This window comes from Pseudomonas tremae (genome assembly GCF_001401155.1).
Classification (GTDB): Bacteria; Pseudomonadota; Gammaproteobacteria; order Pseudomonadales; family Pseudomonadaceae; genus Aquipseudomonas; species Aquipseudomonas tremae.
In genome coordinates this window covers 1-16,088 of sequence record NZ_LJRO01000194.1, presented here as the reverse complement: position 1 = coordinate 16,088, position 16,088 = coordinate 1, and the positions used below count along the sequence as shown (strand labels likewise).

19 protein-coding genes are annotated in these 16,088 nt (G+C 59.1%); 12 read left to right on the top strand and 7 right to left on the bottom strand.

All coding sequences use genetic code 11. The features are described from left to right. Positions 1 to 10: 10 nt before the first annotated feature. Positions 11 to 913, bottom strand: coding sequence for a TIGR01777 family oxidoreductase (locus ALO43_RS13895; protein WP_024670458.1), 903 nt, complete (start codon positions 911 to 913; stop codon positions 11 to 13). A gap of 273 nt (positions 914 to 1,186) precedes the next feature. Between ALO43_RS13895 and ALO43_RS13890 the strand changes: the two genes are divergently transcribed. The 12 genes from ALO43_RS13890 (at position 1,187) to ALO43_RS13835 (ending at position 11,200) form a co-directional block, all read left to right on the top strand. Then, complete coding sequence (locus ALO43_RS13890) at positions 1,187 to 2,173, top strand: NAD(P)/FAD-dependent oxidoreductase (protein ID WP_024690448.1); 987 nt, start codon at positions 1,187 to 1,189, stop codon at positions 2,171 to 2,173. Beyond that, positions 2,170 to 2,385 (top strand): TIGR02450 family Trp-rich protein, encoded by a 216-nt coding sequence (locus tag ALO43_RS13885; RefSeq protein ID WP_005891201.1) that lies wholly within the window; start codon positions 2,170 to 2,172, stop codon positions 2,383 to 2,385. The genes ALO43_RS13890 and ALO43_RS13885 overlap by 4 nt, the downstream gene beginning before the upstream one ends. Positions 2,386 to 2,547: 162 nt before the next feature. After that, the gene (locus tag ALO43_RS13880) at positions 2,548 to 3,504 is read left to right on the top strand and encodes a YbgA family protein (protein ID WP_005891200.1); all 957 of its coding nucleotides are present in this window, start codon (positions 2,548 to 2,550) and stop codon (positions 3,502 to 3,504) included. A 5-nt stretch (positions 3,505 to 3,509) separates the two neighbouring features. Continuing rightward, the gene (locus ALO43_RS13875) at positions 3,510 to 4,421 is read left to right on the top strand and encodes a MerR family transcriptional regulator (RefSeq protein WP_024670460.1); all 912 of its coding nucleotides are present in this window, start codon (positions 3,510 to 3,512) and stop codon (positions 4,419 to 4,421) included. A gap of 9 nt (positions 4,422 to 4,430) precedes the next feature. Next, positions 4,431 to 5,879 carry a deoxyribodipyrimidine photo-lyase gene (phrB, locus tag ALO43_RS13870; RefSeq protein ID WP_054997683.1) on the top strand — a complete coding sequence of 483 codons (1,449 nt, stop codon included), beginning with the start codon at positions 4,431 to 4,433 and terminating at the stop codon, positions 5,877 to 5,879. Next, positions 5,872 to 6,294: a nuclear transport factor 2 family protein gene (locus ALO43_RS13865; RefSeq protein ID WP_005891187.1), complete on the top strand. Its 423-nt coding sequence runs from the start codon at positions 5,872 to 5,874 to the stop codon at positions 6,292 to 6,294. The genes phrB and ALO43_RS13865 overlap by 8 nt, the downstream gene beginning before the upstream one ends. Continuing rightward, positions 6,291 to 7,079: an SDR family NAD(P)-dependent oxidoreductase gene (locus ALO43_RS13860; RefSeq protein ID WP_053931895.1), complete on the top strand. Its 789-nt coding sequence runs from the start codon at positions 6,291 to 6,293 to the stop codon at positions 7,077 to 7,079. The genes ALO43_RS13865 and ALO43_RS13860 overlap by 4 nt, the downstream gene beginning before the upstream one ends. Further along, positions 7,076 to 8,323 (top strand): NAD(P)/FAD-dependent oxidoreductase, encoded by a 1,248-nt coding sequence (locus ALO43_RS13855; RefSeq protein ID WP_005891178.1) that lies wholly within the window; start codon positions 7,076 to 7,078, stop codon positions 8,321 to 8,323. Before ALO43_RS13860 ends, ALO43_RS13855 begins: the two co-directional genes overlap by 4 nt. After that, positions 8,320 to 9,120: a DUF1365 domain-containing protein gene (locus ALO43_RS13850; protein WP_024690451.1), complete on the top strand. Its 801-nt coding sequence runs from the start codon at positions 8,320 to 8,322 to the stop codon at positions 9,118 to 9,120. Before ALO43_RS13855 ends, ALO43_RS13850 begins: the two co-directional genes overlap by 4 nt. Continuing rightward, positions 9,107 to 10,375, top strand: coding sequence for an SAM-dependent methyltransferase (locus tag ALO43_RS13845; RefSeq protein WP_053480652.1), 1,269 nt, complete (start codon positions 9,107 to 9,109; stop codon positions 10,373 to 10,375). The genes ALO43_RS13850 and ALO43_RS13845 overlap by 14 nt, the downstream gene beginning before the upstream one ends. Next, positions 10,368 to 10,889, top strand: coding sequence for a DUF2878 domain-containing protein (locus ALO43_RS13840; RefSeq protein WP_053480651.1), 522 nt, complete (start codon positions 10,368 to 10,370; stop codon positions 10,887 to 10,889). The genes ALO43_RS13845 and ALO43_RS13840 overlap by 8 nt, the downstream gene beginning before the upstream one ends. Next, positions 10,886 to 11,200 carry a YkgJ family cysteine cluster protein gene (locus ALO43_RS13835; RefSeq protein WP_032618548.1) on the top strand — a complete coding sequence of 105 codons (315 nt, stop codon included), beginning with the start codon at positions 10,886 to 10,888 and terminating at the stop codon, positions 11,198 to 11,200. The genes ALO43_RS13840 and ALO43_RS13835 overlap by 4 nt, the downstream gene beginning before the upstream one ends. A gap of 138 nt (positions 11,201 to 11,338) precedes the next feature. Here the strand turns inward: ALO43_RS13835 and ALO43_RS13830 are convergent, their stop codons facing one another. The 6 genes from ALO43_RS13830 to ALO43_RS13805 form a co-directional block, all read right to left on the bottom strand. Next, positions 11,339 to 11,857, bottom strand: coding sequence for an acyloxyacyl hydrolase (locus tag ALO43_RS13830; RefSeq protein ID WP_005891163.1), 519 nt, complete (start codon positions 11,855 to 11,857; stop codon positions 11,339 to 11,341). A gap of 116 nt (positions 11,858 to 11,973) precedes the next feature. After that, positions 11,974 to 12,789: a glutamate racemase gene (murI, locus tag ALO43_RS13825; protein ID WP_054997682.1), complete on the bottom strand. Its 816-nt coding sequence runs from the start codon at positions 12,787 to 12,789 to the stop codon at positions 11,974 to 11,976. Further along, positions 12,782 to 13,552 carry a molybdopterin-synthase adenylyltransferase MoeB gene (locus ALO43_RS13820; protein WP_162235586.1) on the bottom strand — a complete coding sequence of 257 codons (771 nt, stop codon included), beginning with the start codon at positions 13,550 to 13,552 and terminating at the stop codon, positions 12,782 to 12,784. Before ALO43_RS13820 ends, murI begins: the two co-directional genes overlap by 8 nt. Next, positions 13,546 to 14,379, bottom strand: a complete 834-nt coding sequence (gene prmC, locus ALO43_RS13815) for a peptide chain release factor N(5)-glutamine methyltransferase (protein WP_054997680.1) — start codon at positions 14,377 to 14,379, stop codon at positions 13,546 to 13,548. The genes ALO43_RS13820 and prmC overlap by 7 nt, the downstream gene beginning before the upstream one ends. Next, positions 14,380 to 15,462 (bottom strand): peptide chain release factor 1, encoded by a 1,083-nt coding sequence (prfA, locus tag ALO43_RS13810; protein WP_053480649.1) that lies wholly within the window; start codon positions 15,460 to 15,462, stop codon positions 14,380 to 14,382. Then, positions 15,459 to 16,088 (bottom strand): glutamyl-tRNA reductase (locus tag ALO43_RS13805; protein WP_459550561.1); only part of this gene is annotated, 630 nt, incomplete at its 5' end. The genes prfA and ALO43_RS13805, both read right to left, overlap by 4 nt.

Here is a 16,088-nt window from a genome sequence, read left to right as displayed (position 1 = left end):
TCAAAGGCTTTCAGTGGCGGCCCAGCAATTCCTGCAGGGCAGTGTCGAGTTCGGTGTATCTAAACGTGAAACCGGCTTCCTGCAAACGCTCCGGCCTGGCGCGCTGGCCGCCGAGAAGCAACACCGAGAGCTCACCCAGCAACACTTTCAAGGCCAGTGCAGGCATGGGCATGAACGCTGGCCTGTGCAGAATGCCTGCCAGTGTCTTGGCAAACTGCTGGTTGCGCACCGGTGACGGCGCACAGACATTATAAGGACCCTTTGCTTCATTCAGATTCAACAGAAAATCAATCGCCGCAATTTGATCATCGATGTGAACCCACGGCATCCACTGCCTGCCGTTGCCGATAGGCCCGCCCATGCCGAACCTGAAGGGCGGCAACAGGCGTTGCAGGAAACCGGCCCGGTCCGACAGCACCAGCCCGGTACGTATCAGCACCACACGCACGCCCAATGACTCGGCACGCAGCGCGGTTTCTTCCCAGGCGTTGCACAGCTGGCTGGCGAAATCTTCTTTGGCAGGTGGTGACGTTTCGTCGATTTCCCGCTCGCCGCAGTTGCCGTACCAACCCACGGCAGAGCCGGAGATCATCAGCGCAGGCTTTTGCGAGCGGGTGCCCAGCCAGGTCAACAACTGTTCGGTCAGGCCGATACGGCTTTCCCACAGCAGCAGACGGCGCTTGCGGGTCCAGGGGCGATCGGCAATCGGTGCGCCAGCCAGATTGATAATGGCATCCACCGACTGTGTACCCAGCTCATCGAGACCGGCAATGCCACGCACGGACGGACCGCACAGCTCGGGCACATCAGCAGGCTTTCGGCTCCACACGGTCAGCTCATGGCCTTGAGCGGACCAGAAACGACAGAGTGCCCGTCCTATCAGACCAGTACCACCGGTCAGCAATATATGCATGGCAGATAACCTCGCGTGGCGTGCATGACAATTGAACAGTCTTATCTTCAACAGCTTCGCTTGTCAGGAAAAGGAAACTGTTTGCTGAACCATAGGCCACACCTGAACAGGTCGCTGTTTTGACCGTTTGCCCGGTGGCTGACGGTTCGACCTTGCAGGTTGCAATGTGACTCACTGTGCAGACTCAAAAACCACTGCAACTTATACCAAACAAGAAGATTGTACAGGTTTTCACTACGGCGTAGTCTGTACAGACAAGGTAACGAGGCCCCTATGACTGTCCCTATCGCAATCATCGGTACCGGTATCGCCGGACTTTCAGCAGCCCAGGCGCTTACATCTGCCGGGCATCAAGTACACCTATTCGATAAAAGCCGCGGCAGCGGTGGTCGGATGTCCAGCAAGCGCAGCGATGCGGGGTCGCTGGACATGGGTGCACAATATTTCACCGCGCGTGACCGACGCTTCGCCACAGCAGTCAAGCAGTGGCAGGCCCAAGGGCATGTTGCCGAATGGACACCGCTGCTCTATAACTTCCACGGTGGCAGGCTCAGCCCTTCTCCGGATGAACAAGTGCGTTGGGTCGGCAAGCCCGGAATGAGCGCAATCACCCGCGCCATGCGTGGCGACCTGCCGGTGTCATTCTCGTGCCGCATCGCCGAAGTGTTTCGCGGTGAAGAGCACTGGAACCTGCTGGATGCCGAAGGCAAGAATCACGGCCCGTTCAGCCATGTCATCATCGCCACCCCTGCCCCGCAGGCCAGTGCATTGCTGGCTGCCGCCCCGAAACTGGCCAGCGTGGTCGCAGGCGTCAAGATGGACCCGACCTGGGCGGTCGCGCTCGCTTTCGAGACGCCGTTGCAGACTCCCATGCAAGGTTGCTTCGTTCAGGACAGCCCGCTCGACTGGCTGGCCCGCAACCGCAGCAAACCCGGACGTGACGACACCCTCGACACCTGGGTCCTGCACGCCACCAGTCAATGGAGCAGGCAAAACCTCGACGCTTCACGAGAACAGGTCATCGAGCACCTGCATGGCGCCTTTGCCGAATTGATCGACTGCGTGATCCCCGCCCCGGTGTTCAGTCTGGCGCACCGCTGGCTGTACGCCCGACCTGCCGGCTCACATGAATGGGGCGCCTTGTCGGATGCCGACCTGGGCATTTATGTCTGCGGCGACTGGTGTTTGTCCGGACGCGTGGAAGGTGCCTGGCTCAGTGGCCAGGAAGCCGCACGCCGTTTGTTGGAACACATGCAATGAACCAGATAAACCCGCGCAAACTGCTGCTGTCGAAATGGACCGCAGCCACCCCGCTCAATCGTGAAAAGCACTTTCTGGTGACTGAACTGTTCAAGGATGAAGAAGGCACCGTGCTGGAGATCGAACTGCAAGCCGTACTGACCCAGCGCAGCGAGCGGCTGCCGTGGCAGGTGCTGCAGCAGTCGGACATCTGGCAGATGGGCTGGAAATGATTTTCGTGCCAATACGTGCGGAACGAGAATCAAAGGCAGTCGGCAGCAGCCTTTAAAACCCTCTACAAAGAATTTGACTTGTACACCTATCCCCCTATGATGAGGAGAAGTTGTACAGCACAGTTAATCTGTACAAGTCTTCTGTAGAGGTGATTGATGCCCATGCCTGCAATCGAAAAACCCAAACTCGGCATCAGTGCCTGCCTGATGGGCGCCGAGGTTCGTTTCAATGGCGGACACAAGGAGTCTCACCTGTGTACGCAGGCACTGAGCAAATATTTCGATTTCGTCCAGGCCTGCCCTGAAGTGGCGATCGGCATGGGTATTCCGCGAGAGCCGATCAGGCTGGTTGGCGACGCAGAAAACCCTAAAGCGCTGGGCTCGGTCAATCGCGAGCTGGATGTTACAGAGGCCCTTGCGGAGTACGGCGTACAGATGGCCGAGGAGCTGGGCGATATCTGTGGTTACATTTTCATGCAGAAATCCCCGTCCTGCGGTCTGGAGCGGGTCAAGGTGTACCGTGAGAACGGCGCGCCGGTCGACGGCGGCGGGCGCGGTATCTATGCGCAAGCCTTTTGCGAGCGCCACCCCAACCTTCCGGTCGAGGAAGACGGGCGTCTCAACGACGCCGTACTGCGGGAAAACTTCGTGACGCGGGTATTTGCCTACGCGGCCTGGCAGCAACTGTTGAAAGATGGCGTTACCCGACGCGCGCTGACCGAATTCCACTCACGCTACAAATATCAGTTGATGGCCAACGACCCGGTGCAGTACAAGGCGCTGGGCAAGATGCTGGGCAGCATGGGCCGCAGTGACCCTAACGAAATAGCCCCTCTGTATTTCAGCGAACTGATGGCAGCCTTGAAGAAGTGCGCCACCCGCAGCACCCACACCAATGTGTTGCAGCACCTTTGCGGTTATCTCAAGCAGACCATCACCAGTGAAGATAAACAGGAAATCCAGCAAGTGATCAGTCAGTACCATCAGGGCATCGTGCCGCTAATCGTACCGCTGACCCTGCTCAAGCATCATTTTCGCCAACACCCTGATCCTTATGTGGCACTGCAGGTTTACATGCAGCCCCACCCGGAAAACCTCAGCTTGCGAAATGCGATTTGACACTCATGAGTAATGAAGCAGAAAAAGACGCCGAGCTGCCGGGCGACTGGCTGCCTATTCGGGAAGTTGCCCGGCAGACAGGCGTCAACGCGGTCACCCTGCGTGCATGGGAACGCCGTTATGGCCTGATCGTCCCGCACCGCACAGCCAAGGGCCACCGGCTGTACTCGGACGAACATGTCCAGCGCGTCATGAAGATCCTCACCTGGCTCAACCGTGGCGTGTCGGTCAGTCAGGTCAAAGGCCTGATTGACGACAATGCGCAGGATGCCCTGCCCCCCACCAACGATTGGGACGCGTTGCGTCAGACGCTGCTGATCGCAATCGGTGAACTGGCCGAACGGCGCGTCGATGACGTGTTTAATCAGGCCATGGCTCTCTACCCGCCAAGAACGTTGTGCGAACAATTGCTGCTGCCCCTGCTGGCCGAACTGGAACAGCGCTGGCAAGGCAAATTCGGCGCCCGTCTGGAGCGTACGTTCTTCTTTTCGTGGCTGCGCAGCAAGTTTGGCGCACGGATCTACCACAACAATCGCCAGCTCAGCGGCAGCCCCTTGTTGCTGGTCAATCAGTCCGACCTGCCGCTCGAACCGCACCTGTGGCTCGCAGCCTGGCTGGTGAGCAGCGCTGATTGCCCGGTAGAAGTGTTCGACTGGCCGCTGCCGGTCGGCGAGCTGGCACTGGCCGCCGAGTACTTGAAGCCACGCGGCATATTGCTCTACTCCAGCAAAGCGCTGAACGTCGCCCAACTGCCGCGGCTGCTGGCCAATATTACCTGCCCTGTAGTGCTCGGCGGACCAACGGTGCAGATCCATAACGCCGAATTGCTCGTACATGCAAACGAGATAACTGGCCTGACCCTCGCCCACGACGCGCTCAGTGCGCAGATCGAGCTAGGCAGGCTCGGACTTATCTAAGGACTTCCCATGCAACTGATCTGGCTGCGCAGCGACCTGCGCGTTCACGACAACACTGCCCTGACGGCCGCCCTGCAGCGGGGCCCGACGCTGGCGGTGTACCTGCTCAGCCCGGCGCAGTGGCGCAGCCACGACGACGCCGATTGCAAAGTGGATTTCTGGCTGCGCAATCTGGTGGAACTTGAAAAAGCGCTTGGCAAACTGAATGTGCCGCTGCTGATCCGCGAAGCCGACACCTGGGATAAGGTGCCCGAAGTGCTGTCGACGTTGTGCAAAGAGCTCAAGGTCGAAGGCGTACACCTCAATCAGGAATATGGCGTCAACGAAACCCGTCGTGATCAAGCGGTACAGCAGACCCTGGAAAAAGACGGCATTCACGTCACCCACCATCTGGATCAATTGCTGTTCAAGCCGGGCAGCATTCTGACCAAGACCGGTAACTATTTTCAGGTTTTCACCCAGTTCAAGAAAGTCTGCTATACCCGTCTGCACGAGGCCATGCCGCGCCTGGTGCGCACGCCGCCGGCGCAACAGCCACTGTCGGTTAAAAGCGATGCGATCCCGGAGCAGGTAAAGGGTTTTGCCACGCCGTCAAAAGCGTTGCGTGATCTGTGGCCAGCAGGAGAAGCCGAAGCCAGTCGCCGGATGGCTGCCTTCGCAGATGAGCAGATCAGTTATTACAAGACCGACCGCGATTTTCCGGCCAAACCTGGCACCAGCCAGTTGTCGGCTTATCTTGCAGCAGGAGTGATTTCGCCACGCCAGTGCCTGCATGCCGCTCTGGCCAGCAATCAGGGTGAGTTCGAAACTGGCGATGTCGGCACCGTGACCTGGATCAACGAGCTACTATGGCGGGAGTTCTATAAACACACGTTAGTGGGCTTTCCGCGGGTTTCACGTCATCGCGCCTTCAGGCCAGAAACCGAGGCTCTCAAATGGCGCGATGCGCCCGATGAACTGCTGGCCTGGCAAGAAGCGCGCACCGGCCTGCCGATCATCGACGCCGCGATGCGCCAGTTGCTGGAAACCGGATGGATGCACAATCGGCTAAGGATGGTCGTTGCAATGTTTCTCACTAAAAACCTGCTGATCGACTGGCGCGAAGGCGAGCGCTTTTTCATGCGCCACCTGATTGACGGCGACCTGGCGTCGAACAATGGCGGCTGGCAATGGAGTTCCTCCACTGGCACCGACTCGGCCCCGTATTTCCGTATCTTCAATCCGCTATCGCAATCAGAAAGGTTCGACCCCGAAGGCGTGTTCATCAAGCGCTGGCTGCCAGAGCTGGCCGACCTGAACAAAAAGCAGCTGCATGACCCTTCATCTATCGGCGGTTTGTTCGGCGCTGCCGACTACCCGAAACCCATCGTCGACTTGAGCAAAAGCCGCGCTCGCGCCCTGGCCGCCTTCAAGGCGCTTCCAGCCCGCCAGCCTGCTGCAGGACCCGACAATGGCTGAATTCCTGCATAGCTTTGCCGAAGGCTTTGCCGCACTGAACAAGGATAACCTTGAGCGGGTGGCCGAGCTTTACAGCGAAGATGTGTCCTTCAGCGACCCGATGCATGACATTCATGGCCTTGCGGCCATGCAGCGCTATTTCGCGCAGCTATATGCCAACGTGCACGATCTGCATTTCGACTTCCATGCCTTCGACGAAGTACGTCCCGGCGAGGGCTATCTGGTCTGGACCATGAGCTACTCGCACCCACGTCTTGCCGGTGGCCGGACGATTCGGGTAGAAGGCTGCTCGCACCTGAAGTGGCGCGACAAGGTTTACCGCCATCGGGATTACTTCGATGCCGGCGCGTTGCTCTATGAACATCTGCCCGTGATGGGTCGAGTCATCCATTGGCTGAAGAAGAGGTTGGGATGAACACTCCTGTTGCACGACGCATCTGGTTGACCGGAGCAAGCAGCGGCATCGGTCTGGCGCTGGCCAAAGAGCTGCTCGACGCCGGGCATCGACTGGCCTTGACCGCCAGGACGCTGGACCCCCTGCAGAAACTGGCAGACAGCCACCCGCTGCAGGTATTGCTGGTCACGGGTGACATTACCGACAGCTCGCAAGTCAAAGCCATGGCCGAGCGTATCGCGCAGGAATGGGGAGCGCTGGACACCGCGATCTTCAATGCCGGTACGTGTGAATACATAGACGCCCGCCACTTCGAGGCAGCGATGGTAGAGCGCGTGGTGCGCACCAACCTGCTCGCCAGCAGTTACTGCATTGAAGAAGCCCTGCCTTTGTTGCGCAACGGCAACCAGCCACACCTGGTGGGCGTTGCCAGCGCGGTGACATTCCTGGCGCTGCCCAGGGCAGAAGCCTATGGCGCATCAAAAGCGGGCCTGCGCTACCTTTACGAAGCTCTGCGCATTGATCTGGCCAGCGAAAACATCGACGTCACGATCGTCAGTCCCGGTTTTGTCGACACCCCGCTGACGCAAAAAAACGATTTCCCGATGCCTATGCGCTGGCCGGTCGAAAAGGCAGCTCGCTACATTGCCGATAACCTGAGCCGTACTCGTCGTCCGCTGGAAGTCTCCTTCCCTGCTGTGTTCATCCTCGCCATGCGTCTGCTGGCCCTGCTCCCGGTACGCGCCCGCCTGGCCATCGGCAAACGCATGGCGCGCAGCGAGACAGGCCATAAGGACACTCCATGAAAATCGCAGTCATTGGCAGCGGTATCTCAGGGTTGACCAGCGCCTACCTGCTCAATCGCTCTCACGAAGTGACGGTTTTCGAATCGTCCGACTGGATCGGCGGGCACACCCACACCGTGGATGTAGTGGTCGAAGGGCGTCCTTATGCTGTCGATACCGGCTTCATCGTCTTCAACGACTGGACCTACCCGAATTTCATTCGCCTGCTGGGTCAGTTGGGCGTAGGTTTCAAACCCGCTGAAATGAGCTTTTCGGTGCACGACCCGCGCACCGGTGTGGAATACAACGGCAACAACCTCAACAGTCTGTTCGCCCAGCGCAGCAATCTGTTTTCGCCCAGGTTCTGGGGCATGCTGCGCGATATCCTGCGTTTCAACCGCCAATCGGTCGATGACCTGGAACAGCAGCGCATCGCCGCAGACACCACACTCGGCGACTACCTGAAAAGCGGCGGCTACGGCCAACGTTTCATCGATCATTACATCGTGCCCATGGGCGCCGCGATCTGGTCCATGTCGCTGGCCGACATGCTCGGCTTTCCCCTGCAATTCTTCGTGCGCTTCTTCAAGAACCACGGCCTTTTGTCGGTGACGCATCGTCCGCAATGGTGCGTGATCGAGGGCGGCTCGCGAAGCTATGTAGGACCATTGACCGCTTCATTCCGGGATCGCATTCGTCTGTCGTGCCCGGTCACCCGCGTAGAGCGCGACAGTGAAGGCGTGACCATACACAGTGCTGCAGGCAGTGAGCGTTTCGACAAAGTGGTGTTCGCCTGTCACAGCGATCAGGCACTGGCACTGCTGGGCGATCCGTCCAGCGCCGAACAGTCGATCCTCGGCGCGTTGCGCTATGCCGAGAACGACGTGGTGCTGCACACCGATACCCGCTTGCTGCCTGACCGCCGCCTGGCCTGGGCAAGCTGGAACTACCGTCTTGGCGGTGCAAAGCAACAGCAGGCCGCCGTCACCTATGACATGAACATCCTGCAAGGCATCGAAAGCGATACCACGTTCTGCGTCAGCCTTAACCAGACATCAGCCATTGATCCGGCGAAAATCCTCGGTAGCTATCAGTACGCGCATCCGCAATACAGCCTTGAGGCCATAGCCGCGCAGGCGCGCTGGCAGGACATCAACGGCGTCAGCCACACCTGGTATTGCGGCGCCTATTGGGCCAACGGCTTTCACGAAGACGGCGTGGTCAGCGGGTTGCGGGTGGCCGAAGCCTTTGGTGAAACACTGTGAACAGCGCGCTCTACAGCGGCTGGATCAGCCATCGACGGTTTTCGCCCCGTGCCCATGAGTTCACCTATCGCATAGGTCTGCTCTACCTGGACCTGGACGAACAGGACACCGTGCTGGGGCTTTCACCGCTGGCAGGGCGCAAACGTTTCGCGCCGTTCTCGTTTCGCGAACGCGACTATCTACCGGAGCTGACTGGGCACGGCACGTCGCTCATAGACGCCGTCCGCGAGAGCGTCGGCAAGGCGCTGGGCCGCACGCCGTCGGGTCGTGTCTGCCTGCTGACGCAAGCACGCAGCTGGGGCCTGTCGTTCAACCCGGTGAGCTTTTTCTACTGCCACGAGGCTGACGGCACACTGGCTGCGATTCTGTGCGAAGTCACCAATACGCCGTGGGGCGAGCGTTACAGCTACGTCCTGCCTGCGACCGGGGCCGGCCATCAATACTTTGCGGTGGCCAAAGCCTTTCATGTTTCCCCGTTTCTGCCGCGCGATCTGGAATACCGCATGAGTTTCCGCCAGCCGGGCGAGAGGATCGGTGTCCACATGGCTGACTGGCAAGGCGACCTGAAAATGTTCGACGCCACGCTCAATCTCACGCGTCAGGACCTCAGCCGCCAGACGTTGCATCGCTACCTGATCACTTATCCATGGATGACCGCAAAAACCTGTCTGGCGATTTACTGGCAGGCAATGCGTCTGCTGGTAAAACGCATTCCCATTTTTTCTCATCAGGCCGCCGACGGCGAATACCGTGCAGCCGCCGCGCAATCCAAGGATCAACACCATGAAAAGCAGTAGCAGTAGTTTTTCTGCCAATCTGGGTACCAATGGTCTGACGGCAAACATTCTGCGTCGCGGAGTGCTGCGTCAACTCGCAAGCCTGCGCAACGGTCAGTTGGTGGTCGTTGAAAGGGGCGAGCGACATGTGTTCGGCAAGACCGGCGCGCTGATTCAGGCCGAGGTGCATGTCGTTGACTCCGCCGCTTGGGGCATGATCGCCAGCACTGGCTCCATCGGTGCAGGCGAGGCATTTATCCACGGCTACTGGACCACGCCGGATCTGACCGCAGTAGTCCGGGTGTTTGTCAGCAATCTGGATGTGCTGGACGCAATGGAAGGCGGCATGGCGCGCCTGACGCGGCCGCTGATTCATGGTTTGCACTGGCTCAACCGCAACACCCGCGAAGGCTCGCAGAAAAACATTGCGGCCCATTACGATCTGGGCAATACGCTGTTCGAGCAGTTCCTCGACCCTACCATGATGTATTCAGCGGCGCAGTTCCTCAGCGACAGCGACACGCTGGAACAGGCCCAGCTGAACAAGCTGGAGCGCATCTGCCAGAAACTGGCCCTCAAACCTACTGATCACCTGCTGGAGATCGGCACAGGCTGGGGCAGCATGGCCATTTACGCCGCGCAACATTACGGCTGTCGCGTGACCACCACCACACTGTCGAAAGAGCAGTTTGCCTATACCGAGCAACAATTGATCAAGCTGGGCTTGCAGGATCGCGTCACGCTGCTGCTGACCGACTACCGCGACCTGACCGGTGAATACGACAAGCTGGTGTCCATAGAAATGATCGAAGCGGTGGGCCATCGCTTTCTGCCGACCTACTTCAAGCAATGCGCGAACCTGCTCAAGAGCAACGGCATGATGCTGCTGCAGGCGATCACTATTCGCGAGCAGCGTTATGCACAGGCCAAACGCAACGTCGATTTCATCCAGCGCTATATCTTCCCGGGTGGCGCCCTGCCCTCGGTAGCGAAGATGCTCGACATCGTTGGCAGCGACACAGACATGAATCTGCTGCACATGGAAGACTTCGGCTTGCACTACGCCCGTACGCTGCGCCTGTGGCACGACAACTTCAAGAGCGCGCACGGCAGACTCACCGAACTGGGTTATGACGACTATTTCCTGCGCCTCTGGGAGTTTTACCTGTGCTACTGCGAAGGTGGCTTTCTGGAGCGAACGATCGGTACGGCTCAGTTGCTGCTGGCCAAGCCGGAAGCACTGCGCGAACCCTTGCTTGGGCGTTTCAATGCTTAAATCACTCGCCAATGCCGTGCTCTTCCAGATCGGCTGGTTTGCCTGTGTATTGGGCGGTAACAGCTATTGGCTGCTGATTGCGGTCGGCGTGCTGGCCATTCACTTCCTGTGGATCAGCTCCTGGGCAGCGGAAGGCCGGCTGATTCTGACGGTCACGCTGGTCGGCATCGTGATCGACAGTGCCCTGATGGCGCTCGGGGTGTTCGACTTCGGCGTCGACGGCTATCTGCTTCCCCTGTGGCTGGCGTTGTTGTGGGCAGTCATGGGTACCACGCTCAATCATTGCCTGGCATGGACTGCCAAACCCGTATGGCGAGCCGTCGTGCTGGGCGCTATTGGCGGCCCGATGTCGTACTATGCCGGCTCGCAGCTGGCGCAGGTCCACCTTCCCCTCGGGTTGTGGCCGAGCATGATAGTGCTGGCTCTGGTCTGGGCAGGTGTATTCCCCCTGCTCCAATGGCTCGCCGCGCGAACCCTCAGCCCTTCAGCCAGACACCCGGGAGACACGCTCTGAACCCCACGCTTATTCCGCTCGCAGAGGTGCCCGTCGAGTCGGAAGTCACCTGTTCGACCTGCGCGGCCTGTTGCTGCCAACTGGAAGTGATGCTGATCACTGACACGGGCGTGCCTGAACGCTACATCGATAACGATGAATGGGGTGGCGAGGTCATGTTACGGCTGGACGATGGCTGGTGTGCAGCACTGGATCGCAACACCATGATGTGTACGATCTACGAGAAACGACCATTGATCTGCCGCGAATTCGAAGCCGGGGCGGAAGACTGCCTGAATGAACGCAAAGGGATTGCGACGGCTTATCTTTGATCAGTGTTGCTGGCTGAACATGAGTTTCTGCGGGAGTGAGCTTGCTCACGAAGGCGTACATTTAAATACCCCATGTTACCGGGGCTGCACGGACCTCTTCGCGAGCAGACTCGCTCCCACAAAAGTTGTATATACCGATCAGAACGGCATCTTGTAGTGCAGGGCGTAGCTTTCTATACCATCGTTCGGCTCTTTGATGCCGGCGTTGGAATAGTGAGTGGCGCGAATGCCGACTTCGTGACCGCCTGCAAAGCGCAAACCGAAACCGATACGGTCTTCGAAGTTGAACGCTGAACCGAACTTGCGATCTTCAACCTGAGTGTTCGAGAACACCGAGACGCCGATACCGGCTTCTACGTAAGGCTTGACGTTACCGTTGCCGAATTCATAGACCAGAACCGGGGAGAACGACAGGCTGTGGTTGTCCTTATAGTCCTTGCCATCCCAGTACGTGTAAGCGCCATCCCAGTAACCGGTCAGACGACCGATGTCGCTTTGCAGCCAGGTCTTGTCCCAGTCGAATTGCACGCCCAGGCGATAAGCCATTGTGGACTCGCCGGTCTGCCCAACCGAAAATTCAACGCCGTCGGCCTGCGCCAGTGAAGCCTGGCCTGCCATAAGGGCCGAGAGCACGGCCAGGCAAAAGAGTCTCTTCATGAGAAACGTCCTAAATTGTATGAAGTTGTAGAAAATATTGGAATTCGTCAGTCGCACGTATAGAAGCCAGCGATAAGAAGTAAGTTCAGCCCCAAAGCGCTTTTTTCACATTTTTTTTACAAACGGAAGCTTCTCACATTGCAGGAGCTTTGCGATAGAAAAGGTAGGATTTTTCTGAAATTGTCCGGTATGTCACTAGACCAATACAAAGTGTCACGCGCAGGACCGCTGGCCAGCAGACCGGAGCGAGACAACAGCCGCTGTAACTGGCGTGCTACGGCGGCCCCGGTGTCGATCAGCGTGACCGATTCAGGCAGCATTTCCCGCAACAAGGGCTTGAGAAAGGGGTAATGGGTACAGCCCAGAATGATGGTGTCGCACTGCGCCGCCAGTAAAGGCTCGACGTAATGCTGCAACAACTGCCGAATCTGCGGGCTTATCAGATCACCGGTTTCAATCAATTCGACCAGGCCAGGACACGGCTGGGTCACCACCCGCACATCACTTGCAAAGCGATCCAGCAACGCCGCGAACCGTGCGCTCTGCAAGGTGCCCGTGGTTGCCAGTACACCCACCACGCCGCTGCGAGTGGCCTCGGCAGCCGGTTTGACGGCAGGTTCCATCCCCACGATCGGCCAATCCGGATAGCGCTGCCGCAAATGCGCCACGCCTGCAGCCGTCGCAGTATTGCAGGCCACAACCAATGCCTTGGCACCTTGCTCACGGAAGAACCCGGCGATGGTCAGGCAACGCTCGATGATGAACTCAGGAGTTTTCTCGCCGTAGGGAATATGCCCGCAGTCCGCCACATACAGCAGCGACTCATTGGGCAATGACTGACGGATTTCATTGAGCACTGACAAACCGCCAACACCGGAATCGAAAATGCCGACCGGCGCGTTGCAACCATGGCTCATATGAACGTCAGGCATGCGCGCCCTGCCCGCTCGCCAGACCGCACACACCGCAGCCCGGATCACGCTTGACCTTCAGCTCACGGAAACGGGTGCTCAGGGCATCGATCAGCAAAAGGCGCCCGACCATCGGCTCGCCAAACCCGGCCAACAGCTTCAGGGCTTCAAGCGCCTGAAGGCTGCCAACCAGCCCCACCAGCGGGCCGATGACGCCGGCTTCGCTGCAGGTCAGTTCCGCTTCGCTGCCGTGGCCATACAAGCAGTGGTAACAGGGACTTTCGGCGCGGCGCGGGTCGAACACCGACAACTGTCCTTCAAGCCGAATGGCAGCACCGCTGACCAGTGGCTTGCCCGCTGCAACGCAGGCAGCATTGACGGCCTCGCGTGTGGCGAAGTTATCCGAGCAGTCGAGCACCACATCCACAGCATCCACTGCTGCGCTCAGTGAGTCGGCGTCCAGAGCATCGCGATGGGCAACCAGGGTAATTTCGGGGTTGATAGCCTTGAGCCGCGTCATCGCCGAGTCAACCTTGGCCAGCCCGATGTTCTGCGTGTCATGAATGATCTGACGCTGCAGGTTGGTCATGTCGACATGGTCGTAGTCCGCCAGATGCAGCGTGCCGACCCCTGCAGCGGCCAGATAAAGGGCAACCGGCGAGCCAAGGCCACCGATGCCAACAATCAGCGCACTACCGTGTTTGAGGCGCAATTGGCCGTCGATATCGACATGCTGCAAAAGAATCTGCCGACTGTAACGCAGCAGCTCCTGATCACTCAGCACGGCTTGCATCCGAAGGTGATGCGCTCGTGCTCGCCCAGATCGCGGCGGGTCTGGATGCGCTCGAAGCCCTGGCGAATCAGCAGCTCACGCACCGCAGGGCCTTGATCGTAGCCGTGCTCCAGCAGCAGCCAGCCTTCCGCATTGAGATGCGTCGGCGCCTGCCGGATGATCTCACGCAAGTCATCCAGCCCGTCGGAACCGGCCACCAATGCACTGCTTGGCTCGAAACGCACATCTCCGGCAGCCAGATGCGGATCGGCATCGGCAATATACGGAGGGTTGCTGATGATCAGATCGAACTGCCGCCCTTGCAGCGCGCTGAACCAGTTGCTGTCGAGCACCTCGGCGTTGTCCAGATGCAGCCGCTTGCGGTTGCGTTCGGCCAGCGCGACGGCCTCGGGCACCCGATCGACCGCAGTGACTTTCCATTGCTGACGCTCATTGGCCAGAGCAAGTGCTATCGCGCCGGTGCCGGTGCCCAGATCAAGAACCTGCGCAGACGCAAAGGCAGGCACCAGCTCAAGTGCCGCCTCGACCAGCATTTCGGTTTCGGGACGCGGGATCAGGGTATGCGGTGCGACTTCCAGATCAAGCTTCCAGAAACCTTGCTGACCGAGAATGTAGGCCACCGGCTCGCCAGCGCGTCGCCGCTCCAGATAACCGGCAAAGGCCAAAGCGGCTTCGGTGCTGACAATGCGCTCGGGCCACGTGTGCAAAAAACTGCGCGGTTTACCCAGCGCTGCCGCCAGTAACAGTTCGATATCGAGCCGTGCAGTCGGCGATTCGGGAAGCTCGGCGCTTCTCAACAAACTTGCGATGATGGTCATTTAATCACCCAGTGCCGCAAGTTGATCAGCCTGATATTCAGCGAGTAGGGGCTCTATCACTGCGTCGACTCCGCCTGCCAGCACTTCATCCAGCGAGTACAGGGTCAGATTCACGCGGTGGTCAGTCACTCGCCCCTGAGGGAAATTGTAAGTACGTATGCGCTCGGAACGGTCACCGGACCCCACGAGCAGTTTGCGCTCGCTGGCAATGGCGTTGGCTGCCGCGCTGGTCTGCTGATCATTCAGCTTGGCAGACAGCCAGGACATGGCACGGGCTCTGTTCTTGTGCTGCGAACGCTCTTCCTGACACTCGACGACAATACCCGATGGCAAGTGGGTAATGCGGATGGCCGAGTCGGTTTTGTTGACGTGCTGACCACCGGCGCCCGACGAGCGATAAGTGTCGACGCGCAAGTCGGCCGGGTTGATCTCGATCGCCTGCTGCTCATCGGGCTCGGGCAGCACCGCCACGGTACAGGCCGACGTATGAATGCGGCCCTGGGACTCGGTCTCGGGCACACGCTGTACACGGTGCGCACCTGATTCGAACTTCAGTTTGCCATAGACACTGTCGCCTTCGACCCGGGCGATGACTTCCTTGTAGCCGCCATGCTCGCCCTCGTTTTCGGACAGAATCTCCACCCGCCAGCCTCGTCGTTCGGCATAGCGCGAATACATGCGGAACAGATCGCCGGAGAAAATCGCCGCCTCGTCACCACCGGTGCCGGCGCGAATTTCCAGAAACACGTTGCGGCCGTCGTTCGGGTCCTTGGGCAACAGCATGCGTTGCAGTTGCGCCTCAAGCTCGACCAGCTGCTGCTTGGTTTCGCGGACTTCCTCGACGGCCATGTCACGCATGTCGGGGTCGCTGTCCTTCAGCAACGCCTGCGCACCCTCAAGATCGCCTTGCACCTTGATCAGCTGTTTATAGAGCGCAACGACCGGCTCCACTTCGGCGTATTCACGGGAATAGGCGCGAAAGCGTGTCTGATCGCTGATGACTTCGGCGTCGCCGAGCAGCGCGGTCAGTTCCTCGAAACGGTCGCTGAGAACATCCAGCTTATTGAGCAGTGAAGCTTTCATTGCGGGGTTTTATCCGTCGAGCCCTCACCGAGGGCAAATAGTTCCTGGGCCATGGCCAGCGCATCGACGCGGCCTTCGGCAGACAGCTTCTTGAGCTGCACGCTAGGCGCATGCAGCAATTTGTTGGTCAGGCCACGCGCCAGCTGGACCAGTACATCTTCGGCATTGCTGCCGTTGGCCAGCATGCGTTGTGCCTTGCTCAATTCTTCGTCACGCAGACGTTCGCTTTGCTGACGATACGCGCGCAACACATCGACTGCTGCCAGCTCGCGCAGACGCGACATGAAATCGTCGGCACCCAGGCTGACCAATTGCTCGGCAGCCAGCGCAGCGCCCTGGCGACTCTTGAGATTCTCTGCCACCACTTCGTGCAGATCATCGACGCTGTAGAGATAAACGTCATCCAGTTCGCCCACTTCAGGCTCGATATCGCGGGGTACAGCGATGTCGACCATGAAGATAGGCTTGTGCTTGCGCAGCTTCAGCGCACTCTCCACCGCGCCCTTGCCAAGAATCGGCAACTGGCTGGCTGTCGAACTGATCACGATGTCGCTGTTGACCAGTTCAGCCGGAATATCCGACAACAGCACGGCATGAGCACCGAACTCTGCGGCCAGCATGCTGGC

Coding starts and splice junctions, on each gene's coding strand:
- ALO43_RS13895 (WP_024670458.1), bottom strand. CDS start 913: ATGCATATATTGCTGACCGGTGGTACTGGTCTGATAGGACGGGCACTC.
- ALO43_RS13890 (WP_024690448.1), top strand. CDS start 1,187: ATGACTGTCCCTATCGCAATCATCGGTACCGGTATCGCCGGACTTTCA.
- ALO43_RS13885 (WP_005891201.1), top strand. CDS start 2,170: ATGAACCAGATAAACCCGCGCAAACTGCTGCTGTCGAAATGGACCGCA.
- ALO43_RS13880 (WP_005891200.1), top strand. CDS start 2,548: ATGCCTGCAATCGAAAAACCCAAACTCGGCATCAGTGCCTGCCTGATG.
- ALO43_RS13875 (WP_024670460.1), top strand. CDS start 3,510: ATGAGTAATGAAGCAGAAAAAGACGCCGAGCTGCCGGGCGACTGGCTG.
- phrB (WP_054997683.1), top strand. CDS start 4,431: ATGCAACTGATCTGGCTGCGCAGCGACCTGCGCGTTCACGACAACACT.
- ALO43_RS13865 (WP_005891187.1), top strand. CDS start 5,872: ATGGCTGAATTCCTGCATAGCTTTGCCGAAGGCTTTGCCGCACTGAAC.
- ALO43_RS13860 (WP_053931895.1), top strand. CDS start 6,291: ATGAACACTCCTGTTGCACGACGCATCTGGTTGACCGGAGCAAGCAGC.
- ALO43_RS13855 (WP_005891178.1), top strand. CDS start 7,076: ATGAAAATCGCAGTCATTGGCAGCGGTATCTCAGGGTTGACCAGCGCC.
- ALO43_RS13845 (WP_053480652.1), top strand. CDS start 9,107: ATGAAAAGCAGTAGCAGTAGTTTTTCTGCCAATCTGGGTACCAATGGT.
- ALO43_RS13840 (WP_053480651.1), top strand. CDS start 10,368: ATGCTTAAATCACTCGCCAATGCCGTGCTCTTCCAGATCGGCTGGTTT.
- ALO43_RS13830 (WP_005891163.1), bottom strand. CDS start 11,857: ATGAAGAGACTCTTTTGCCTGGCCGTGCTCTCGGCCCTTATGGCAGGC.
- murI (WP_054997682.1), bottom strand. CDS start 12,789: ATGCCTGACGTTCATATGAGCCATGGTTGCAACGCGCCGGTCGGCATT.
- prmC (WP_054997680.1), bottom strand. CDS start 14,379: ATGACCATCATCGCAAGTTTGTTGAGAAGCGCCGAGCTTCCCGAATCG.
- prfA (WP_053480649.1), bottom strand. CDS start 15,462: ATGAAAGCTTCACTGCTCAATAAGCTGGATGTTCTCAGCGACCGTTTC.